General features: G+C 44.7%; 26 protein-coding genes. 8 read left to right on the plus strand and 18 right to left on the minus strand.

Annotated elements, in window-relative coordinates; translation table 11 throughout:
• Positions 1-50 precede the first annotated feature (50 nt).
• The 10 genes from tnpB to C3B52_RS24055 all read right to left on the minus strand — a co-directional run bounded on the left by tnpB (position 51) and on the right by C3B52_RS24055 (position 10,377).
• Positions 51-407, minus strand: coding sequence for an IS66 family insertion sequence element accessory protein TnpB (gene tnpB, locus C3B52_RS24005; RefSeq protein ID WP_103108912.1), 357 nt, complete (start codon positions 405-407; stop codon positions 51-53).
• Positions 397-762, minus strand: a complete 366-nt coding sequence (gene tnpA, locus C3B52_RS24010) for an IS66 family insertion sequence element accessory protein TnpA (protein ID WP_103108913.1) — start codon at positions 760-762, stop codon at positions 397-399. Before tnpA ends, tnpB begins: the two co-directional genes overlap by 11 nt.
• Positions 763-975: 213 nt before the next feature.
• The gene (locus C3B52_RS24015) at positions 976-3,681 is read right to left on the minus strand and encodes a beta strand repeat-containing protein (protein WP_306418833.1); all 2,706 of its coding nucleotides are present in this window, start codon (positions 3,679-3,681) and stop codon (positions 976-978) included.
• Between the two features lie 550 nt (positions 3,682-4,231).
• Positions 4,232-4,732, minus strand: coding sequence for a DUF3368 domain-containing protein (locus C3B52_RS24020; protein ID WP_103108915.1), 501 nt, complete (start codon positions 4,730-4,732; stop codon positions 4,232-4,234).
• Complete coding sequence (locus C3B52_RS24025) at positions 4,716-5,027, minus strand: UPF0175 family protein (RefSeq protein ID WP_103108916.1); 312 nt, start codon at positions 5,025-5,027, stop codon at positions 4,716-4,718. The genes C3B52_RS24020 and C3B52_RS24025 overlap by 17 nt, the downstream gene beginning before the upstream one ends.
• Positions 5,028-5,362: 335 nt before the next feature.
• Positions 5,363-6,160, minus strand: coding sequence for a hypothetical protein (locus tag C3B52_RS24035; RefSeq protein ID WP_103108918.1), 798 nt, complete (start codon positions 6,158-6,160; stop codon positions 5,363-5,365).
• A gap of 69 nt (positions 6,161-6,229) precedes the next feature.
• Positions 6,230-8,047 (minus strand): DUF927 domain-containing protein, encoded by a 1,818-nt coding sequence (locus C3B52_RS24040; protein ID WP_164684904.1) that lies wholly within the window; start codon positions 8,045-8,047, stop codon positions 6,230-6,232.
• Between the two features lie 117 nt (positions 8,048-8,164).
• Positions 8,165-8,815, minus strand: coding sequence for a pentapeptide repeat-containing protein (locus C3B52_RS24045; protein ID WP_103108920.1), 651 nt, complete (start codon positions 8,813-8,815; stop codon positions 8,165-8,167).
• Between the two features lie 23 nt (positions 8,816-8,838).
• Complete coding sequence (gene xerA, locus C3B52_RS24050; RefSeq protein WP_103108921.1) at positions 8,839-9,699, minus strand: site-specific tyrosine recombinase/integron integrase; 861 nt, start codon at positions 9,697-9,699, stop codon at positions 8,839-8,841.
• A 120-nt stretch (positions 9,700-9,819) separates the two neighbouring features.
• On the minus strand, positions 9,820-10,377 hold the full coding sequence (locus C3B52_RS24055) for a pentapeptide repeat-containing protein (RefSeq protein ID WP_164684905.1): 558 nt from the start codon (positions 10,375-10,377) through the stop codon (positions 9,820-9,822).
• A 73-nt stretch (positions 10,378-10,450) separates the two neighbouring features.
• Between C3B52_RS24055 and C3B52_RS24060 the strand changes: the two genes are divergently transcribed.
• On the plus strand, positions 10,451-10,666 hold the full coding sequence (locus C3B52_RS24060) for a hypothetical protein (RefSeq protein WP_103108923.1): 216 nt from the start codon (positions 10,451-10,453) through the stop codon (positions 10,664-10,666).
• A gap of 276 nt (positions 10,667-10,942) precedes the next feature.
• Here the strand turns inward: C3B52_RS24060 and C3B52_RS24065 are convergent, their stop codons facing one another.
• The 5 genes from C3B52_RS24065 to C3B52_RS24085 form a co-directional block, all read right to left on the minus strand.
• A complete protein-coding gene (locus C3B52_RS24065; RefSeq protein ID WP_103108924.1) occupies positions 10,943-11,269 on the minus strand; it encodes a DUF960 family protein in 327 nt (108 codons plus the stop codon).
• Between the two features lie 4 nt (positions 11,270-11,273).
• Positions 11,274-11,735: a JAB domain-containing protein gene (locus C3B52_RS24070; RefSeq protein ID WP_103108925.1), complete on the minus strand. Its 462-nt coding sequence runs from the start codon at positions 11,733-11,735 to the stop codon at positions 11,274-11,276.
• Positions 11,732-12,136, minus strand: coding sequence for a hypothetical protein (locus C3B52_RS24075; protein ID WP_103108926.1), 405 nt, complete (start codon positions 12,134-12,136; stop codon positions 11,732-11,734). The genes C3B52_RS24070 and C3B52_RS24075 overlap by 4 nt, the downstream gene beginning before the upstream one ends.
• A 1-nt stretch (position 12,137) precedes the next feature.
• Positions 12,138-12,398: a hypothetical protein gene (locus C3B52_RS24080; protein ID WP_103108927.1), complete on the minus strand. Its 261-nt coding sequence runs from the start codon at positions 12,396-12,398 to the stop codon at positions 12,138-12,140.
• A gap of 302 nt (positions 12,399-12,700) precedes the next feature.
• Positions 12,701-12,925, minus strand: a complete 225-nt coding sequence (locus tag C3B52_RS24085) for a hypothetical protein (protein ID WP_103108928.1) — start codon at positions 12,923-12,925, stop codon at positions 12,701-12,703.
• A 158-nt stretch (positions 12,926-13,083) separates the two neighbouring features.
• On the opposite strand from C3B52_RS24085, the gene C3B52_RS24090 reads away from it, so the two are divergent.
• On the plus strand, positions 13,084-13,425 hold the full coding sequence (locus tag C3B52_RS24090) for a helix-turn-helix domain-containing protein (RefSeq protein WP_103108929.1): 342 nt from the start codon (positions 13,084-13,086) through the stop codon (positions 13,423-13,425).
• Between the two features lie 6 nt (positions 13,426-13,431).
• On the opposite strand, the gene C3B52_RS24095 is transcribed toward C3B52_RS24090, so the two are convergent.
• Positions 13,432-14,307, minus strand: coding sequence for a tyrosine-type recombinase/integrase (locus tag C3B52_RS24095; RefSeq protein ID WP_103108930.1), 876 nt, complete (start codon positions 14,305-14,307; stop codon positions 13,432-13,434).
• A gap of 118 nt (positions 14,308-14,425) precedes the next feature.
• A complete protein-coding gene (locus C3B52_RS24100; protein WP_103108931.1) occupies positions 14,426-14,923 on the minus strand; it encodes a hypothetical protein in 498 nt (165 codons plus the stop codon).
• Between the two features lie 432 nt (positions 14,924-15,355).
• On the opposite strand from C3B52_RS24100, the gene C3B52_RS37870 reads away from it, so the two are divergent.
• The gene (locus tag C3B52_RS37870; protein WP_268811903.1) at positions 15,356-15,487 is read left to right on the plus strand and encodes a hypothetical protein; all 132 of its coding nucleotides are present in this window, start codon (positions 15,356-15,358) and stop codon (positions 15,485-15,487) included.
• A gap of 144 nt (positions 15,488-15,631) precedes the next feature.
• Here the strand turns inward: C3B52_RS37870 and C3B52_RS24110 are convergent, their stop codons facing one another.
• On the minus strand, positions 15,632-17,470 hold the full coding sequence (locus C3B52_RS24110) for a hypothetical protein (protein ID WP_103108933.1): 1,839 nt from the start codon (positions 17,468-17,470) through the stop codon (positions 15,632-15,634).
• A 410-nt stretch (positions 17,471-17,880) separates the two neighbouring features.
• Between C3B52_RS24110 and C3B52_RS24115 the strand changes: the two genes are divergently transcribed.
• The 5 genes from C3B52_RS24115 (at position 17,881) to C3B52_RS24135 (ending at position 21,971) form a co-directional block, all read left to right on the plus strand.
• Complete coding sequence (locus tag C3B52_RS24115) at positions 17,881-18,243, plus strand: response regulator (protein WP_103109013.1); 363 nt, start codon at positions 17,881-17,883, stop codon at positions 18,241-18,243.
• 49 nt (positions 18,244-18,292) lie between these two features.
• On the plus strand, positions 18,293-18,481 hold the full coding sequence (locus C3B52_RS24120) for a hypothetical protein (protein WP_103108934.1): 189 nt from the start codon (positions 18,293-18,295) through the stop codon (positions 18,479-18,481).
• A gap of 488 nt (positions 18,482-18,969) precedes the next feature.
• On the plus strand, positions 18,970-19,917 hold the full coding sequence (locus C3B52_RS24125; protein ID WP_103108935.1) for an accessory Sec system S-layer assembly protein: 948 nt from the start codon (positions 18,970-18,972) through the stop codon (positions 19,915-19,917).
• A 56-nt stretch (positions 19,918-19,973) separates the two neighbouring features.
• The gene (locus C3B52_RS24130) at positions 19,974-20,936 is read left to right on the plus strand and encodes an SLAP domain-containing protein (RefSeq protein WP_103108936.1); all 963 of its coding nucleotides are present in this window, start codon (positions 19,974-19,976) and stop codon (positions 20,934-20,936) included.
• A gap of 39 nt (positions 20,937-20,975) precedes the next feature.
• The gene (locus tag C3B52_RS24135) at positions 20,976-21,971 is read left to right on the plus strand and encodes an SLAP domain-containing protein (protein WP_103108937.1); all 996 of its coding nucleotides are present in this window, start codon (positions 20,976-20,978) and stop codon (positions 21,969-21,971) included.
• Positions 21,972-21,976: the final 5 nt, after the last annotated feature.

A 21,976-nucleotide genomic window follows, 5' to 3' on the forward strand; every position in this document is an offset into this window, starting at 1 on the left:
AAAGGGCCGAAAGGCCCAGTAACCATGCGCATTTGCAGGTCGTTTTGCTGTTAAATACAAGTAGCGATATTAATCTTTTTCACGGCCTTCGGTTGATCTATGGACAGGCCTTCTAGTAGCCAGCGAAATTCCTGGTATGTGATGGAGCGAACGGCTTCGGCATTCATTGGCCATTGAAAACTTCCGTTTTCCAATCGCTTGTAAAGGAGAACAAATCCATCTCCTTCCCAACAGAGTGCTTTCAGCCGATCCCGTCGCCGGCCACAAAAGAGAAACAGACTGTTCTGGAAAGGGTTCAACTGATAGTTCTGTTGGACAATGGCGGCGAGTCCATCAATGGACTTTCGCATGTCTGTGTAACCACAAGCGATATAGATTTTCTCCGCTTTCGAGATATCACCGAACATTTTGCAGTGCCCTCAGGGTGTTTTCGATCAACGTTGCTGATGCATTGTTGCGAATTTCCAGTTTTACAGCCCCAAAACTCAATACAATATCCGACGACGATTCTTGATCCGAAGAGCAAGTCTCAACCGCGCGGTCTGGAATATTTACTGGAACGATTGGATTGTTTCCACTAAGTGATGGAAGCACCTCGCAAGCGGCTTTACGGATCCTTCTTAACCAATAGTAATAACTTGTTGGTTTGATGTTATTCTCAGCACACCACACAGCGACTGTCTGCCCACTACTGCGGCATTGACGGACGATCTCTGTCCACTGGTTGAAACGATATTGGCTAGTGACTTCCCTAGTATCCAACTCTAACCTCCATTTGAAGTTTTTCAACTTTACTTTAAAAACTTTACTTGAGAGGATTGTCCTACAGTTTTCGGGAAGTTACCATCCACTGTCTTATTTGACGCTTACTATGCAGAAGATTTTCCAGTGAGTATGGATTACAAAAGGAGCGAGCCGCTCCTCTGATCAAAGGAAAAAAGAGCCCGATTTCTCGGACTCTTTTTTTAGTAGTTATTAAGGTTTTGTTACTTTTACAGCAGTTGTTGCAAATGGAACTTGGTTGCCATCTACTAGGTTAGTACCATCAGCAGCGACAGTAGTAAAGTTATCAACTACAGCGCTAGTTGTAGCTGAGCCACTAAATGTTAATGTAACAGTCATGTTATCTGAAGAAACAGCTGAAGTAAATTCAGTGTTCACTAGAGAACCATTAGCTACAGTGAAGTAGGTAGCAACATTTGCTGGAGTTGCAAGTGCAGTAGCTTCAGCTGTAGTCAATGGTGCACTCAGATTAATAACTACAATATCATTCTTAATTCCATCGTTACCTACATCAACGTGTTGAACAGAAGCAACCTTCTGTTTCACATACGTTGCAGAAGTTCTGAAGGCAGCAGTTTGGTCAGACCCTCCAAGAGCTACACCATTAGCAGCTTGGTAAGTAGACTTCACAGTAACAGTTACAATCTTATCTGCAAGCAAACTGTAAGTAGGATCGATTGTTACTGTTTTACCATCTGCACTCAGAGAAACATCAGCAGCAGTGAATGGAACTGAATCAACTGTCAGCACGATATCAGTACCAAGAACTGGAGTTTTCATTTTACTATCGAATGCGATTGAAATGTTACCATCTGTGGCAACATCAAAGCTGTTATCTGCAGGTGTGATGCTTACCAGGTGTGCTGCACCATCGTTCTTAGTAGTAAAGTTCCAAGTAGTATCAGTGATTGTGTTACCAGCTTGGTCTTTTACTCCAGATACAACGATTGTGTATTGAGTTCCAGCTTTTAGATCAGCATCTGGGGTGATAGTAGCTGTACCAGCCGCGAATACAACTGTCGCCGCAACTTTCTCACCAGTTGCAGTTTCCTTCAGGTAAACGTTATTAGCGTTTACAGAAGAAGCAAGGACTGCTGTATCATCACCAACTGTAACTTTTACTGTAGTGTTACGGTCTACGCCTACAGCCAAGTTTGCATCTTTGTTAGGTGTTCCACCGATAGTTACAAGTGGGGCGGAAGCTGTTGGTTTAGCACCTGTCAAGAAACCAAACACATACTCAGATGCAACTGGAGTATTAAATACATCTTTAACTGCGTTAGTAATGCGAACGCGGTATTGAGTATCTTTTGTAAGGGCACTTCCCGATGCATCTACCACAATAGATTTATCATTGTTTGCAGCTGTAACTGTTGGACCAGCAGCAGCTACCCAAGTAGTTCCATCAAATTTCTCCAGAACTACGTTAGTAGTGTTGACAGTCGCAGTATTGAGAGCAACTGGGAAGTTAAAGAACAACTTAGAAGTCAGTCCCAAACCAGTAGAATCCGCAGCTACAACAGTACCGGTAGCAGAACCAGAAGTTACGTTCGTTACAGATGGAGCAGTTGCTGCTACTGTGTTGAACATTACTTTTTGTTCAGCTGTCAATGTGTTATTTGCAAGATCTTTGATAGTCTTTTTAAGAGTTAAGCTGTATGTTTTGTTAGGTTTGAGAACGTTAGCACCGGATTTAGCGGGTGTAAGCGTGAAGGATTTCTTATCATCGCTTTGTACAAGTGCCCAACCAGCTGTTGTAACGTTAACACCATCAGTTTCGTTCTTCAATACGTAATCTGTGTCTGCAGTAATTGCAGCCATTTTCTCGCTGAAGTTGAGAACGATGTTGTCAGTAAGACCAACATTAGTTGTTCCAGTAGCTGGTACAACAGAAACTACAGTTGGAGCAGAGAAATCACCCGTTGTGAAGGTCTTAACAGTTTTAGCGATAGCAAGACCATCAACAGACTTAATTTTCGAACCAAAAGTTACTGTGTAGTTTGTGTTTTCCTCAAGGTCTGCTTTTGGAACAATGTTTACATATCGGGAACCAGCTTCGTAAGTAACGGTTGAATCAACAACTTTACCTGTTGCTGTCTCAGTCAATGTAACGTTTGTTGCATTGATGGTCGAAGCATCCATGTCTGCACCAAATTGAGCAAGATATCTAAATGCACTGTTACCAGCAGAAGCAGTGATTTTGTTGTAAACTCCAGTAGCTGCATTAGCTGGAGAGAAGTTTGTTAAGGTTACTGCTCCAGAAGAGAACACGTCTACTGTGTAGTCTTTCCCAAGTTTTGCTCCGGAAAGATCAGCAACATCTGCTTTAACAATTACACGATACTTTTTATTAGCATCTAAAGTAACATTACCACTGTTTACTGTAACAGAGGTAGAGGCAGCAGTAATACCTACAGGTACATATGCATTGTCAGTTACGTTGAACAGCTTAACATTTGTGGAGTTAAGTGTGTTAATATCCATTGGAATATTAAATGTTACTATAATAGAATTGTTTTGAGCTGTTAGTACGGAACCATTTGTCAGGTCGTTAGTACCATCGCTAGCTTTAAGTACAACTGGAGTAGCAGCTACATTAAATTTAACTACTTTAGCCGCAGAAAGGGTTTTACCAGAAGCACCTTTCAAACCAGTACCAACATTCAACACAAACGCTTTACCAGGAGCGAATCCACCTGCTGGCGCTGCAATTGTTACTGTTTTAGTTGTTTTGTCATAAGACAGTGCTGCCAATTGTTTAACGCCGTCTTGTGTCAGGTAAATGTTGTTTGCATTTACTGTAGTAGCATCCAATTCTTCACCAAAAGTCAGTGTCAAATCAGAGTTTGCAGCGATGCTTGCACCTTCCAGAGTTACAGTAGCACCAGCAGTGTTAATAGCACAACCCCAACCTAGTTTCCCCTAAAAATCCCCAATTCCAAAACCCTTGCCACTCAAGGAGTTTGGGAGTCGTGTTGTTCGACCATTTGTTAATCAATACATAATGGAAGAAACAAGTTGCAACAAGTAGCAGATCCACAGAAAAAAGATAACAGTTGTTCAATAAGTAGGTTTCCAATAGATGTCCAAAAGAAGTTGGCTTGCCCTCATGTCTGGCAAGGAAATGTCCCTTCAGACAAAAAAATTGTAGGCAAGTTGCAGACGCTCCCTTGGGTTGCTGAGTCCCCTCAATCTGAGCCCCAGTAAAAAGGAAGCGCCCCAGCAAAATGCCCCAGTGGGTACGTGTCAAATTCCATGTCTCACAAGGAAAGGCAATCGGTGCCCCTGTTGCCCCAGCATAATTGCGAAAAGCATAAATCCTCAAAATTGCGAACCACTAAAAACATGACCTCAAGCAATAGATGTACATTTTTGTAGCTGTTGCTTCCCTCTTTTCTAAAAGGTAAGGAAGTTGTACAATCAACTGATTCTCTCACGTCACATGTTTCTAGTTTTCTCCTTCAAGCCTTAGTACCTCGTCATACATTCGCTTGGAAATCCTGTACTCTTTTTCAACCAACAAATCAAGATAAGGTTTGACCGCCTCAATCTTTCCAACTCTCTTGGCAAGTCGCAAAATACCGATGGAACCCATTGGAATGAGGAAGAATGATTTTGCCATGTTTCGGGCAGCTCTCTCATCAATCAAAACAAAGTCAACTTGAAGTTCCATGCCACCCACGATTGTCTCAAGCTCACCATGATGTAATTTGCCATACATCCGCTCGACAAACAGCTCATCTCGTACCTCGTACAACTCAATCCTCTTCTCACGAATCGCTTCCATGACTTCCATTTTTCCAAAGGCAAACTCATCCTCTGGAGAACAAATCTCCGTAAGAACCGCCTGTGGAATAAAGACTCGATCAAACAACTCCCAGAGAAGATGGAGCTGACCAATCATGGATAAAGCAATGAGAGGACTGGTATTACTAATCAGCTTTGTCATCCGCTTTACCTTCCTCTACGAACTTCTGGATGGCAAACGAATCTTCTTCGAGGTGTTCTTCCGTAAACTCCATCCAAGGAATTTTTTTCACTCGTAATATCTCAATAAACTGGGCTAGAGGCATCCCAGCTAGCTCAGCCGCTCTCTCCAACGTCACCGATTTCTCCACAAAGAGTCCGATGGATAAAGACAATTTCACTTTTTCATCCATCGATTTTCCATACCCTGTTTTCTGAATCACATGAAGTAACTCGTCAGGGATACGTACATCAGGAACATTTTTTTCAGGTAACATCACCATCACCCCTTTGGATACCATTATACCATTTTTCCACGAAAAACCCTTGAAAGGCATTGTACCGATAACTCCTTATACCCATACTATTCTGCTTGTGTTGAGCCGGAAAGGAGAAGAATGCACCCTTTTTTCCTTTTCTAACATTCCCCCTTTTCACAGGGGCAGCAGGGGCGTAGGAGCGAAACCCTTGTTGTGCATGGCCTTTTAGGCTGTACCCACAGGGGCGTTCATTAGGGGCAATCCGAGCGAACAGGGGCGCATGGTGTATTTCTTGCTTTTTCGAACTAGGAAAACAAAAAAGAGGACAGTTGCCTGCCCTCCCTTTACCGTCTTTATCGTTGTCCAAGTAGCTGTTCTACCTCACGTTCGTAGCCATATTTGCGGAAAAATTCGATGAGAGCCACCTCGAAAATTTCTCGTTGACTAATGTTCTTTTCCCGATTGAAATCGACCACGAGCTGCTCTAACATGTTCATCATGTGTACCGTCTTCGTTTTCGCTACACCTGGAACCACATACCTAGGGATTTTGCCCGTTTCGCTACCTGGCACCAGCAAATCAACAAGTTTGTCTTTATTGCGATCCAGCATCTCTAGAAGCGGCATGTACTTAGCCATTCCTTCTTCAGCAGGCAAATTTCCTTTTGTTGGTGATGGAATTGGCATCTCGGACATGAGTTTGTCTTTCATCTTTTCCGCAGCAAAAGATTCGCTCTCTTCCTTGATCTCTCCAACCATTTTGATGTAATTATTTTGCTCAGCATTCCAGACATACCCTTTGGTTGTCATGTACGTTGCCAGCTCGCGGTGATCCCCAAAACCCAGTCGCTTTGCGATCACTTTGGCATCCGCTTCCTCTTTCGCAAAAAGGGCGACTACCTGACCCGCTTTGGATGAGTCCATAACGGGAATGCTCTCTCGCTCACCAACTCTTGTAAAGGTGGGGACGTAGTTCCCTTTTTGCTTATCCCACATAAAATTCTTTCGATTCATGACCGTGTGCATGGAGCTTACACTACTGTATCCCAGCTCCTTTGCTACATGTTCCCTTGTTTTTCCCTCCGTCAACATTCGTTGGATCTCTTTGACTCGGTCGTCATAGACAGGTCGTTTTTCTGCAGGCAATGCCACGATCATCACTCCTACTTGAAAGAAATCGTCCCCTTCTCTTTGCAAAAGGCTGTAGAGAAGGGGCTTGGTTTATTCATTTTCTGGCTTGAAGTACAGGGAAACAGGGGAAGCATTTTGACCGGAAGCCATCTTTCTCGCTTTTACCAATTGATTTGGGAGGCTTCCTTCCTCTCGCATGTCGAAAATGTTCTCCTTGATTCGGATGCAGTAGGTGAGCTCCCTTTTGGATGTTGCCTTGGTTTCAGCTTGGACAATCCCATCGTTTTCCGTCCCAACGACCTGCACAATGGCTCTTTTGCGAGTCAATTTATCCGCATCATGGTCGAGGTAGCCTTTTTCTTTCCAGCTTTGCAGAATGACATCTGAATCTTCAAAGCCTCCGTCTGCCATCATTTGCTTAAACGGTGTCGTAAGCATAGCTACCTCTGTTTCTGACCCCTTTTGCGTAATTTTCCCCCAGCATTCATAGGCTTTTGCTGGGAAACTCTCACCATCAAACTTGGACCGGTGCTGAATGATCATCTGTTTGAAGTAGTTGTACGCATTTTCGCCAATGTCACGCTGTCCTGCGGATTGTTGTTCCATACCTACCAGCATGTCCAGCATTCCGTCAAGGTTCAGTGTGAAGTCAAACGTCTGGTTTACCAGTTCTGCCGTTGCCATAATGAGTGCCAACTTATCAGCGATCCGATGAGAAAAGGCATCTCGTATCGTCATGTTCTCCAGACAGATGGTTGCCCATTTCCTCCATGTGTCCATGACTGTCTCTTTTCCGGTGTTGATGAGGAATTGAGAAAAGATGGGGCCTGCATGACCGTAGTTTTCAAGGAGTCCGACTTTCAGTTGATTTGCATGTTCCGCTGAGGTTGTCCAAAAGATATTCCCAAACTCAAACAGCCGAACCTTGAGTCCCGTATTTTGATTCGCTTTCTTTTGCAGGGAATGCTCCGCAGTGGAAAAGATGACCCCTGACCATGTTCTACGCTCACGGAGGGCCAGTTCTTTGGTCATTCTCGCCTTCTCGCTTCCCTCTGCCAGTAAGTAGATGGTTTCAGTGAAGTCCTTCATCCGATTCATAGAGGCTTCGTCTAACGCAATGGGTAATCCGTGGTGATTGGCTAGTTGAGCGACAATTCCGTTTTGTGTGCCATTCCATTTACAAATGAGTCCACCCTCTTTGCTGGTTGGAGCTCCGTAGGGAGATACAAACACGCGTGCAGCCGTTGTCTTCCCTTGTGAGCTATCTCCGTAGGCATGTGAAACAAGTACTTCCAAGTCCAGATCTTTCGCGATCAAGGAAACAACAGCAGCAGCAAATCCGTAGGTGAGTGCGAGTTCTAACGGTGTATGCCCAACCACACGCTGCTTTACCAAAGCCAACCAATTCTCCAGCGTACCCTTTGCTTTCAACTGAAACACTCCCTCATATTCAGAAGGTAGATCATCATTTCCGATGATGTGATGATGTTTGTAAATCAGTTTCTCTTCATGTATGGCCCATCCAGCCTGATGATGAACGTACGTGGTAGGCACAAACTCTTCTTGGATTGAAAGAAATTTCAGAACCTCACCTGCTTTGTGATGGTAGATGTCCAATCCCTTTTCGAGCAGGTTGGTAAATTCATTGAGTTGAAGCTGCTTACGTGAAATGACAAGCTCGTTCATCTGGTTATTAAACCAGTATTCAAGTGTCATCCAGACGGATTTTGTCTCGATATCCTGCTTCATATTCTTGATCCGAACCAACCGTCCTACACGGTATTCCGTCTCTTCGCTCTTTTTGCTTTTTTTGATGACATACAAATCATTGTCTTTGATGAAGTATGGATACAGATCAAGGGAGGGCGTTTCGACAGGCTCTTCTAGCAGTTCTTGTTCAAGTGGCATGATCAGTTCCTCCTTTTTCGATTGTTGTAGGAATGCTCCTTCCAGACGTTCACTCCCTTCTCTCACGTACGGAAGGGAGTACATCGGAGACAAAGGGGAAGGAGATCATCTCTCTGTTCACAGTTCCTTTCTTGATCGCCAGTTGACTTGTTTTTGATGCCATTCCGTCCACCCGATCATGTCTTTTCGTATGGTTTTGCACATGGTAGCGTCCTGGAAACTGGCATCGGTCACATCTGCCTCCGTTAGATTTGCTTGCGTCAAATCTGCACCATATAAGCAAGCATTGTGTAGGATGGCTCCACTAAGATCGGCATGCGTGAAATTGGCACCACTCAAATCAGCACCTGTAAAATCTGCCATGTACAAGCTAGCATGAGACAAATTAGCATGGGTTAGGTCGGCACCCCGAAAAGAGACAAAGTCTAGTTTCGCTCTGTGAAGAAAAGCATTTTTAAGGGTAGCAGCCTCCATATTGGCACTCAGGAAATCCGTTTCAAAGGCACGAAGGTTGCTCAGATTCGCTCCTTCAAATTGGGATGCCTGAAGTGTTCGATTCCTGATCTCCATCCCAGACCAATCCTGATGACTGAAGTCTTCCTCATACCCTGCAAATTCTCGGGCAAACGCCTTCTCTTCTACCGTCATCTCATCTGTGATCGCAGGGAGATGATAAAAAAATCGTGCTTCATAGCGATCTATTTTCCGGTTCAATTCAAATTGGCGTTGGATATCATGCATCATTTTTCTTACTTTGGCATTGGACATGTTTCCTTGCCTCCCTTGGGTGGTTACAACACACTTACTGCATCTTTCAGTTGGTCCGTGTCGGCATGGGTATAGATGCTTGTAACTTTCAGAGAGCTATGCCCTAAAAGTTTTTGAATTTGAACAAGGTTCACATCTTTTTTGACCAACTGACTCGCAAAGCTATGACGCAAAATGTGAGCGGTGACGGTCTTTTTCCAGCCTAACTTCTCAGTGGTTTCTGCCAGCACCCGATTGACGTACACTGGAGAGAGCTTCCCTGTCTTGTCGGTGGCAAAGAAACGATCCGAAGTCTGTGGCCTAACATGTTCGCTGTACTCCCGTAGAAGCGGCACAATTTTGTCCGACAACGGAACGACTCGGTCTTTGTTACCCTTGCCAGCGCGAACGTGAACCATCTGACGGTTCAGGTCTACGTCATCTACCTTCAGATTCAGGCATTCCGAGATGCGTAATCCGGTGTAGTACAGGAAAGTTACCACCAACCGGATAAGGTCATGGTCGATGGCCTGTACCAGTTCGTTTACTTCCGGTTCTGTCAGGTAGGTACGCTCTTTTTGCTGCAGCTTGATGTTCTCAAGCGAAAAGGCAATGTTACGCTCAACCAGTTCCTTTTTGTAGCAGTAGTTGTAGAAGGATCGGAGTGTGTAGAGATTTCGACTACGACTGGCGGGAGCGTACTCTTTTTCTTCCTTGAGCCAACTCAGGTATGCTTCCAAGTCGGAGAGCTTGACATCCTCCAAGTAGGGAGGGCAATTGTACTGATCTTCCAAGAAGCGGTGGAACTGTGTCAGGTCTTTTTGGTAGCCAGATCGGGTCTGTTCGCTACGGTCGATGGCTGAGAGATGCAGGTCGAACAGGTGAATCGCTTGTGACAAAAGCATCTACATTCACTCCTCTTTCAGTTGTAGTTGCCAAAGGGCAAAAACGGTGTCGAACGAAACCGCTAGGGTGATCGTGGAATCTATGGGAGCTAGACTCCACGATCCAGGCCTAACGAATGATTACAGGGACTGCAGGAGGTAATCGGGTACCCCAATGGCATCTTCCAAATCTGCTCCGGTCATATCATTACCGCTGAAGATGGCACCGCTCAGGTCGGCCCAACGCAAGTCAGTATGATGGAAAGTTGCTCCGGTTAGGTCAGCTCCGCGTAAAGTAGCGCCAACCATTTCTGCAAAGCTGAAATCGGCTCCACGTAGAGATGCTCCGCGTAAGTCGGCATGAACCAAGTCAGCATCCACAAAACTGGTGCCCACGGCCTGAACCTTTCTCAGACATGCACATGAAAAATTGGCATGGGTCAAGTTTCTCCCACTCAACTGCAAGTTGCTCCAATTCTGGCAGCTAAAGTCTTCCATCATCATGTCATAGAGCCGCTGGTAATACTTCCGTTGGTGTTTCGTCAGGTCTTCTTTCAGCTTCCCGCATGCTTCGACAAAGAGCTCATGACGAGAAACTTTTTGCGACAGCTCGTCCTGTCGCTCAAGAAGCGCAAGGAGTGCATTTTTGGTCACGATGTCCCGGTCATTGTAGGCTAGAAAGGATGTAGATTGTTTCATGGTTGGATTCCCCTTTACTGTTTTTTTCTGTTGTCGAAGGACAGATGATGCTTGCATTAATCATAGTAACCAAATGATTTTACTTGGTTTAATGCGTTTGCCAGATACTCCATTGCCTGCCAATTACAACAAGCAATGGGTGGAGGAGTATCAGACAGGATTGCCGATCGCTGTATTCTCCGGTCATGCTTGCTTTTCGAATCGTAGTAGCATCGACGTTATGGTTCATATTATAGGGGAAGAAGAAACCAATGGAAAAAGCCGAGAAGCGTCAAATTTGCCTTCCTAAATTTAGATTGAGTATTCAGGCAAGTCATTCGAGCCCGATAACGAGCCTTAAAAAGATGCCTGTTTATTCTGTTATTTTGACAAGCTAGGTTATCTTCAAATTTCACAGTATTTGATACAATTTTCTCCGTTTTACTTTGAATATCTCATTTTCGGCTGATTTTGAACCGCCACCTTACATTTTTTATGCTCTTTTTCCTTTTGCCAAAAGAACGATTACCTCCGCTATTAAAACAACGACCTGCACGATTAACGCTGGATTCATACTTGTGCCTCCTTAGTATTCTTTTGGCAGGAGCATGGTACTATACGTTCGCGAGTCCACAATCCACACGGTGACCCCTATGGCCAGATTCTCAGTGTGATCCACATAGAACACTTCCTCATGGAAGGGCTGTTCCTGCCGATTGGTCACCTTCTGTAATGGCTCTCCGTCCACCCACTCTGCCGAAAGCTCGAACACCTGCAGAAAATCCAACTGATCGCCCCGTTCTTGTCTTTTCTCCAGGATGCTCCACAAGATCAGCTGTAGCTCTACGGGAACTACCTCATTGACACCCCTTGTCACGTATCTGTCGGATGTAAATCGTTTTTGTTCGCTCATGTGCTCACATGTCCCCTCCTTCTTTCAAGCTATAGTAGGCACCCTCTGTGCCCACGATGATGTGATCCAAAACGGTGATGCCCAACAGCTCTCCTGCCTGCTGGAGCGTCTTTGTCACCTGAAGGTCTTCCCTGCTTGGAGTAGGGTCACCTGATGGATGATTATGTGCAACGATTACCGACGCGGAATTGGAAAGAATGGCAGTCTTGAACACTTCCCTGGGATGGACAATGCTAGCATCCAAGGAACCGATCGAAACCGTGTGGAGTGCAGTCGGTTCGTTCTTGGTATTTAGGCAAAGCAAAAAGAACTGCTCCCGATCCGTTTCATCCAGAAACTTCAGGAACAGTCCCACCACATCTTTTGCCATTCTGATTCGGCGTTGCGGGTACAAAACGCTTGATTCCCGCACCATTTTCAGTCGGACAATGTTGACCCGTTTTGCTGCTGTATAGTCTGTTTTCATTCTACATGCTCCTCCAGCCAGTTTAGGATTTCTTTATCTTTGGCAACAACTTCTAACGGAACATAGAAAGCCATTGCGTACTCATTGGTGTAGATCACGACCACCTTGTACCAGCTCTCATCGTGTCGTTCTACCTTCTCGACAAACTCCGGCAGGCTACCAAGCAAGCCTTCGTCCTCTCTTCTTAGGCCGACTGCGGACATGTCCCGCAAGTTGTCTCCTTTCTCCAGCACGACCATGAAGCCGTAGTGATCCAGCGCAAATTCTTCGTCCAAACCGTCGAAGTCAAACGCCTCTTTCAGTCCGTCAAACTCTTCCTCCAGGTACGCCTGAAAGCTAGGGGAAAAGGCTTGTGCTTCCCGCAAGCATCGTACATCTGCCAAAGTTTTGATCGTTCTCATGCTACACTTCCTCCTTCTTCTTCATTTGATTGGCTAGTAGTGCCTTTTGGATTTTGATGTTCATCCATTCCCGCCGAAGCCGCTGTTCGACTTCGAGGACAATGGTCAGAATTTCGTTGTACGTCTGTTGACTACGTGGCTCTCCTGCTTGGTAGAGGTTGTCCAGAAGCAGTGTGACGCAATGCTCGCAGGTCTGGATGCCAAACACGATCTTATCCTCCTGCAAGACAAGCTGCTCGTACTGTTGGGCTGGTGTCAGCATGTGTGCCCTCCTTGTCTACTTGCTTCAAAATGAAAAAAGGCATCCCATCGTCCCTGTTACGGGCGACAGAATGCCTTACCTATGCAAAAGATCACCTATTCTTTTCCTGTACCATTGCAGGCCGGGCAGGTATGTACACCCGAACCGCCGCAAGCGTAACAATCGTCATCGGCAGCATGTTTTCCAACCCCACCGGTGCAATCGCAAAGGACTTTCTTCTTACCTCCGCATTCGCTACAAAGCGCCATGTCTTTCACCTCCCTCCACCGAACCATCGTCTTTCCCGAAAGAATGTTGCTGGACTAGGTGAGATCCCGTTCCCTTGACGCAGTCGGCTTTTTCCGAAACAGGCGAAAGATGGCTCCGATCAGACGGAATGGCAGCGTCACCACCCACCAGACAAAGCGAACTAGGCCGAACAGGAAGTCGAAGATCATAGAGAACCATCCGAGCAAAGCTTTAAAGAGAAAGGAAAGGATGCCAAGCGCAAGGATGATGAGAATGCCGTAGAACAAAACGTCTGTCATTGTACTATTCCCCCGTCATTATCTAATAGGAAAAACACACTATGAGTTAGATTTTCATAGGAAATATTATCTATTAGTGTTGCTTTAGTGTCAATTACTATTTATAGTGTGTGTATGCTTTTTTCCACCTCCTTTAAGCTTGTCTTGAGGTGGTTTTCATGACCGAATTGATTAAGCGTTTAGGCAATCGCATCCGTTTCCTCCGCAAAGTGAAAGGGCTGAGCCAGGAACAGCTAGGCGAATTGTCCGGTTTACATACGAACTACATCGGGCAAGTGGAGCGCGGGGAAAAGAACGTGACGGTTGAGAGTCTGGAGAAGATCGCCAAAGGTCTTGATGTTACGTTAGAAGAATTATTCCGGCACATTGACCCTTCTCCTCAAGCGGACGAGCTGCAGCAGCTGCTTGATTTACTGGCGGAGCGTTCCACACAAGATCGCGAATTGGCTCTACAACTAGTGAAGTCCGTTTTTAAATGGGAGAAAGAGAAGTACCAGTAGGCAAGGCTACAGAAGGTTAACCGCCAGTTCCTTTTCCTGTTTGCTAGTGTTGATGTAGTAGTGCGCGGTGGTCTGGATATGGGCGTGTCCTGCTAATTTTGAAACCGTTGTGAGTGGCACACCCTTTTTCAGCAGTCGGGAGCAGAATGTATGCCGGAACTTGTGCGGGTACATCTTGAAACCCAACTGCTTCTCCAGTCCTTCCAGCATAGTGTTGACTGCGTCCTTGTGAAGCTTTTGGGAACGCTGGCTAACGAGGAGGTAGGGACTATCTTTATGCTTGTTTTCCTGCCGTTCTGTCCGGACGTATTCACGAATTAATTCTGCAAGGTCTGGCCGGAGCGGAATCTCTCGGTACTTTCCTCCCTTGCCTGTAACCCGTAGCGTGTTTGTGAGGAAGTCGATGTCTGCCAACTGAATGCCGCACAACTCACTGACCCTGACTCCTGTGTAAAGAAGTAGATGGACAATCAGATGATTCCGCAGGATTACCTTACTCCTGTCCTGGACAAAGAACAGCAACTGATTGACTTCTTGCTCAGAGAAAACGTCTACCTCTCCTTCGCTGCCTGCTGCCACCTTGATCCGATCCCGTTGCAGGGTGACGACCTGTTCCGTCATGATTCCTTTTTCGATCAGGTACAGGTTGTATGCTTGCAGGGAATTGATTTTCTTGTTGATGGTGGCGATGGCGTACTTATTTTCTTGCAAGTGATTCTTATAGCTGACGACGTAGAAGCGTTTGAAGTCTATTTGATTCTCTACACCCATGCCAGACAGGTACTCGTAAAATCCTCGTACATCCCCTGTGTAGGACTCAATCGTTTTCGGCGCAATGCCATTCTCCAACAAGTGCTGCTCAAACTGAGAAATGATTTCCACTCGTTTTCCCTCCTAACCACGCAAAAATGCCCTACATCCACTGAGGGACGTAGGGCTGTGGGCTTGATCACTTTTTGATTTCCAGTTGCGTACAAGGCGTTATCTGTGGGAATTTGGGCTACTCATTGGTTCCGTAGCTGTAGTATTTCCGAAGGTACAACTTGACCGCTGTGTTGACCAAGTTATTGATCCGGTCAATTTCTCCACTTTCATGAAGTTCCTGTACCTTCTCGTAAACGTCGTTTTCGAGGTAGGTAGTCACCCTCCTGTAGCGTTCCTCGAAACGGGCCTTTCTTTTTGGCAGCTTTGCTGTTTGTTCTTGCTGTGGCTTTGGCTGCGCTACTACCGGTTTCGCAGCATCGGCGGTTCCTTGTAGCGTGTTTTTTGGACGTGGCTGTACTCTCTTCGGTGAAGTCTGTTCGGTCTGTTTCAGATTCGGCGCAAGTTTCTTTCTCTCTTGAACTTTTTCCTCTCCTGACTTGATGGGTACTACGATTCCTTTCTCTGGAGAAGCCCCAATTTGATCAGCTTGTTTCTGTTCAGCTTCCCTTGCTTCCTTCTTTGCTTGATGTTCCGCAGCTACTCTTGCAAAAACAGTTCTCATGTCTTCTCTCATTTTGCCCACTCCTACTCGGATGTTTCGTTTTATCTACGCCTACGAAACGTAGATGTATACGTTTATGTATTTGTTTTGTAAACGTAGGAGTGGACGTGAGCTGGTTTTTCTGCCTCCTTTCAGGTATGGTCTATAAATATATTAAATGTTTGAATTTTCTGTTAATACAATTTCCTTTTTGAGTAAGGAGGGTTTCTGTGATTTTTGCGGTTCTAACTGCATTCTTTATATTCTTTAGTGAGTATTATGAGTGAACCAGAGCAGACTCTTCTTGAGCAGCATGCAAATTAAACTATCAATCATGGGTCTTTAGCTTTTTGAAGTGAGAACGAGTAGTGTTTTGCAGTGACTATGACCTTCAAAGATAAACTAGAGTTGACGGCGACAGATCAACCAAAAGATCTTTATATGAAACGGTATAGGGGACCAGCGGTGACCAAAACGGTACAGATCCAGGCACAGTTCTCGGATAGACTGACTGGATTTGTGAACAATTCCGGTTACACGGTGAAGGATGTCATGAATAAGGCTGTGGAGGATTTTCTAAAGAAGTATGGAGGATAGGAGCCCTATGGGCTCTTTTTTCTGTGTAAGGGAAGTAAATACTCTCTGACAAACAGACAAAAAGAAAGAGCCTACCCCTTTCGAGGTAGGCCATTTCTTTACTTCTTTCGTCAACTTAGTTGCGCTTAAGAAGTTATGTTCCGATTACTTCGCAACATTCACAGTAGTTGCTGCAAGTCCGTTAGCAGGAGTGGCAACATCTACGATGTCATTGGAAGACAAAACTTCGACTGTAAGAGCTTTTGCCAATTGATCAGCAGTTACGTCAGCAGCCAAAGTAACAACGAAATGTTTGTCATCTCCATCTTTAGCGATAGTAGCTGTAGTTGCAAGTGTCAGAGCATCGGTGCCAGAGTAGATCACCAAGTCTTTATCTGCATCAGCTTTTACACCTTCAATTGTAGACAATTTCAGGTCTTCACTGAAAGTCAGAGTGATTGTTTTAGGAGTAGTCAGTGCAGCAGAAACCAAGGTTGGTTTAACGTTCTCAGTAAACCCTTTAGAGAAGTTAACAGTTTCCATTACGTTACCGGAAACATCCTTAACGTTCTTAACTGTTACCAAACGATCACCAGTAAGGTCAATTGCACCTGGTTTCAATGTCAACTTAACAGTTTTTGTATCAGTGTCAAACACTGCTTTGCTGAATACTGCTACACCATCAACAAGATAGTTGTTTACATCTTGAGCAGTTGTCTTATCAAGAGGTTTGCTAAATACCGCTTTAACTGTATCTGCACCCAATGCACCTTGAACAGTCAAATTAGCTTCAGTCAATTTTGGTTTGGCAGTATCGCTACCTTGACCCAGAGTAAACGTTACTTGTTTCGCAGCAGATTGGTTACCAGCCGTGTCTTTAACAAGACCTTTTGGCAAAGTTACAGTGTAAGTACCGTAGTCAGCCACAGTTGCTGGCAAAGCAATTTGAATTGCATTCGATTTACCAGTAAGGTTTGGATCATAGATAGCATTACCAGTAGTAACAATATTAGCTGCTTTCTCGATACCGTCAGCATCAATATACGTACCAGTAATAGCACCAGCAGCAGTCTGAGGTTGTACATTCGTATCATCATATGTTACAACCAGGTATTGAGTAGAACCAATTTGTTCTACACGGGAGCTACCAAATACAGGAGCAGTAGTGTCACCTTTAAAACTTACAGCCTTAGTTGCGGATGCTGTTTTATTTCCATTCAGATCCACAAAGTCAGTCAAAGTTACAGTGTAGACACCATCAGCTGTTTGCACGTTATCACCAGCAAGAGTTACAGTGTAAACCAAGCCAGTGCTGTCAACAGTTGCATTGCCAGTGCTAGCAGTGCTGATAGCTACAGCTGTTCCTGCGCCAACTGCAATTTTACCTGGGTCAGACAATTTTTCGTTAAAAGTAACTTTAACTTTGTCATATCCCAAAGCTTCAACTGAAGTAGCTACTGGTGCGTCTGTTTCAGTAATGTTCTTTTTAACTGTAACGGTTACTGGGTTAGGATTAACAAGGTTGCCAGCAAGATCTTTTGCACCGACAATTTTCACAGTGTAATTCACATTGTTCAATACTTTAGCGTCTTTAAGGTCAACAGTGAAGCTCTTCTTGTCAGAAGAAAGAGTTGCCGTTCCTGGAGTACCAAAGTTTGCAGTTACATCTTTACCTGTGGAATCCAATACAACAACAGTGCCAGCAGAAGAGAGCGCTTCGCTAAAGCCAACACGTGCTGTGATGCTGTCATCATAAGTTACACCAGAGACAGTTGGACGAACAGTGTCGTTGAATGTAATTACTTTAGTGTATTTTGGAACAGGATTTTCGTTTTTGAAGTCATTGATACCATCGATTACGATAGCATAATCAGTTGCATTAACAAGAGTTTTGCCACTCAATTTAATAGTTACTGTTCTTCCATCCTCAGACATAGTCAAAGTGGAAGCAGCATCCCAAGTGCCAAGTGCAACGTTATCTACATAATAGCTAGCTTTGTTCAAAGCGCCACCAGTAGAAGTTGATTTGTTGACTTTTTGACCAAATGTTACTTGAATCGTTTTAGCGTCAATAGCACTAACCCTTACAACAATTACGAATTGACAGCCAATTACAGAAGTTCGCTATTTACTTGTTGTTATTCATGGTAGTGATGCTCTTCCATTTGTAGAAAAAAGGAATATGGATGATGCTAATTCCTAAGTAATGGAAAACCCCACAATTTGGAAGTGATATTCCCATTATTTTTAATGGATTTTAGAGAAACGAGTCAAATTTCTCTAAATGTATAGAAGAAATTCTTAATAAACCTATCTTTAGTTAGGTTTTTTACAATCGCTGTTTTGCTACAATGTCAGGAAAAGACCGTGGTAGAGAATAAAACTGTCATTATAGAAAGGGTAAGCCCATGCCTATGAAACGAATAATGATCGTAGATGACGCGGCATTTATGCGTGGTATATTAAAGGAAACGATTCTAACTACCGGGTGTGACGTTGTTGCAGAAGCAAAAAGCGGGGAAGAAGCTGTGAGACTTTACAAGCAGTTCAAGCCAGATCTCGTGACCATGGATATTACGATGCCAGGAATGGATGGAATCACTGCGTTAAAGGAGATACGTGCCTATGATCCAAAAGCAAAGGTAATCATGTGCTCGGCGATGGGACAGCAGGTAATGGTAGTGAATGCCCTACAGGCAGGAGCACAGGACTTTTTGGTAAAGCCTTTCCTTAGCGAACGAGTTAGAGACTCAATCATGAAAGTTTTAGCGATATAGGCTGCATGCAGTGGAGCAGGGAGTTTAGAATAGCGGAGGTGAGGCGATTGTGGATCATTTCTACAAATATATCGACTCCGTCAGGGATGTAAATGAGCTGGAGCGGCTCAGGGAGGAAATAAAAGATCAGGTCATTGATCCAGCGCTTAATTGGGAATCAAGGATGCCGATCTATCGAAAAGTACAAGTGGTGACAGAGCGTATCGATCATCTCAAAAATAATCCTCATGCGATATAAATGAATCAATCACATATATTGGACGTGGCCTTTCGGTTAGTAGAACGGGAGGCTTTTTTTTCGGTCAGGTATCTTTTTCGAAACATATCTTCTAAATAAGCGTCTATATAATGAAGAGATTCGTCGAGGCTTGATGGTCATCCCAGCTTATTTGCACAAAAAAAGTCGACTGAGCACGTCAGTCGACAAATAGGTAATTCCCCAAGTTATTTGTTTAAACATGATTATTTTATCAACAAAGGATTAATATGTAAAATGGAAATTGCTATCTGCCTGCCATTCCTTGACATTGAATAGGCATACAGGTATCCTAACAAATATTACACATCCTTTATCCGTATCTCATAGCACCTGATTGACTGTTGATACAGCTGGATCAGAGGCTGCGAATGCCAAGTTTTCTATGTTGCAAAAGGATGTCACTATGCTATAGTGAATGACGAACAGAACTCTATATATAGATGTAGAGAAAAGTGGGGAGCGAGACTATGTTATCCTTCTTGAAGAATTTAACGGGGAAAACGCCAACACCGCAAGAGGTGCGTGAGCAGGTTCAGGAGGAGTCCATTTTGTCCGCTGCTGATACCGAACAGTCCCATCAGGAAAAGCAGCAAAAGCATGCGGAACCGACTGGTGTCGTGACTTCACTTTCCTTGCATGCATCTTGGGAGGAAAAGCTCAGCAAGCAGGAGCAATATGCGCTCTCTTTTATGGCTCAGGAGCTGGCTCCACTGGAAAAAGGGAATATTTCTCTGGCTGGGACATCTATCGTTCCACATGATGCGGGAGTAGAAGTAACAGCATTTGTACGAAACAGTACGGATCGCCCAATGCGCTTGGGTGAAATGACACTGGTGATATTGTTCGGAGATCAGCAGTTGTTTACCCGACAAACCTTTGATTTGAGCGAGATAGGGGAAATTCCGCCGCGTTCTGCAAGACCGTGGTCGTTTGTATTTGCGCGGGAGCATTTTTTGCAGCTTGATGTATTACTGGCGAACTGGAAGCTTGCCTTTGAGCTGGCACAGAAAAAGATGGTCCTTCCATCACAGCTGGAACTGGAAGAGTCCTGGATCAAGGCTCTGTCTGATGATCAGAAAAATTCATTGATTGAGCTGGCAAAGAATCTGCCTGCTTTAAAAGAGGGCGAAGTCAATTTTCAGAGCATGCAGCTGCGCCGAACTGAAGAGGGTGCGCTTCATGTGATGCTGCTGATTCGCAATGGCTCCACGCAATCTCTTTCCTTTGAAAAGCTGCCGCTCGTTCTCTATGATGCGACAGGAGACAAGGTTGCAGAAGGTGCATTCCACTTAAATAATTTCACAGTGAATGCAAACACAAGCAAGCCGTGGATGTTTATTTACCCGCCTGAGATGATTCAGAAGGATGATCCAGATTTTTCACGCTGGAAGGTAGGTATGCCTCAAGGCTCGTAGTGAGTTACAATTAATGAAGAAGCTTCGTTCGTGCTCGGACGGTAAGGAGGTAACACATGTTTTCCTTTATGAAGAATTTTTTCGGGAAAGATCAAAAGGATCGTTCCATCGAGGATTTGAAAAAAGAAATTCAAGAAGAATCGACCATCAATGCTGCTGAACTGAAGGAAAGTGAAGTGGAGATCGAGGAAGCGGGATCAGCAACTCAAGCTGCGAATTCCGCTAACTTGATTCATACAGAGCTTTCGCTGCATCCGATGTGGGAACAAGAACTGGACACGGAGAAGAAATACACGTTGCGCTTTTTACAAGCTGAATTGCCTGATATGGTGAGGGGCTTGGTCAGCGTGACCGGGTTTAGTATGGTTCCACAGCCAAACGGTCTCGTAGTCGCCATGTTTTTCCGGAACTCAACTGAACGCACGGTACGGATTAAAAATATTCGTCTCGCGATCTACTTGGATGACGAACCGTTTGCTCGCATGAGGGTAGACCTCTCTGACATTGGACCGATTCCGCCGCATACTAGCCGTCCATGGGAGGTACTATTCCCGGAAGAGTCCTACCTGCATGAAAACTTTACTTTCAATCGCTGGAAAGTAGTGATGAAGGCAGGTAGCAGTACACACGTATGGCCGTCCACTCTGGAGCTTGATCCAGAAATGGAGAAGCGCATGACTGAGCGCCAAAAAGATCGTCTGGAGAGATTGGCGTTTTCATTGCCAATGATTCCTGTTAATACTGTAGAAATTACTGGCTTTGATATCGGAAAAACAAAAGAAGGCCATGTAGTAGCTGCTATGCTGTTCCGTAATGGTATGACCTCGGAGTACCGTCCGGACAAAATAAAAGTTAAGATTTCGGATGCTGAAGGCGATGTAGTGGCTCAAGGCGTCATGGATACGAGCAAAATCTGTGTGCAGCCAGGCAACAGCCGCCCATGGCTGGTTGTATTCCCGCCAAACGTAGTCAAAAAGCCTGACGCTAACCTGCGTAAATGGGTTCTTGAAGTAGAGTAGACGTTTTACTTTTTGTCGCAGGAATGAGGAGGTTGACATATGAGTTGGTTACTGGAGAATTGGTTTGGTTCCAAGGAAAGCTTGGAACAGGTAAGAGAAGATATTCACGAGTATTTGCATAAAGAGTTTTATTTGGGATTATCCGGGATTGATCAGCCTGAGCAATCCGCTAATCGCGTGGAATCCAAAGAGTTGTTCCTGCAGATGAACGGTCCATGGGACAATCAATTAGAGGAAGCTGAGCAAGAGCTGCTGCAATATGTTCATGACGAGCTGCCTCCTGTCGTTCGTGATGAACTGGGAGTGTTCCCTTTCTATACGCAAACGACAAATGATGGATATCTTGTCCTTACATTTATTCGCAATGCGACTGATCGCAGTGTGCTTTTGCAAAAGCTACCTTTGACACTGGTGACTACAGATGGCCAAGAGGTAGCACAAAAGACGTTTGATCTTCTTGAAAACGGACCGATGGGAGAAATGTCTAGCCGTCCGGTAGAGTTTATGTTCCGTTGGGATGAGTTTAGCTTTATCCCGGAAAAAGAGGTACCTCTGACTCTTACTTACAAGAAGCCGGAAGCAAATCAAGCTGAGAAAAATCATGAGCTGAATGTAGGATTGTCCGCATCGGAGACGGATCACTACATGAAGAGGGCAGCAGAAGAAGCACCTGTAAAATCAGGTGAGGTAGATCTGCAAGTACTCGATATCAGCACGGGAGTAGACAACGGATTGAAAGTGGTTGTTGTCTTCCGCAATGGTTTGGAAAAGCGTTTGGAGTTTACAGAAGTGCCGATTATTGTGCATGACAAGGCAGGAGAAACGGTAGCCCGCGTAAGCTACACCCTGCAAAATATGAAGGTAGAGGCGAATAGTCAGCGAGTATGGGCATTTGACATTCCGTCTTCTTCGATGAAGCAGCAAGGGGTGGATGTAGCAGAGCTGACTGCTTACATCCCAAAAGCGCAACCAAGAAAAAAAGCGGAAACATTTGTAGTTCCGGACATGGATGACAACAAAGGATTGCTGCAGTAATCAAG

The sequence above is a fragment of the Brevibacillus reuszeri genome, from assembly GCF_002897295.1.
Classification (GTDB): Bacteria; Bacillota; Bacilli; order Brevibacillales; family Brevibacillaceae; genus Brevibacillus; species Brevibacillus reuszeri_A.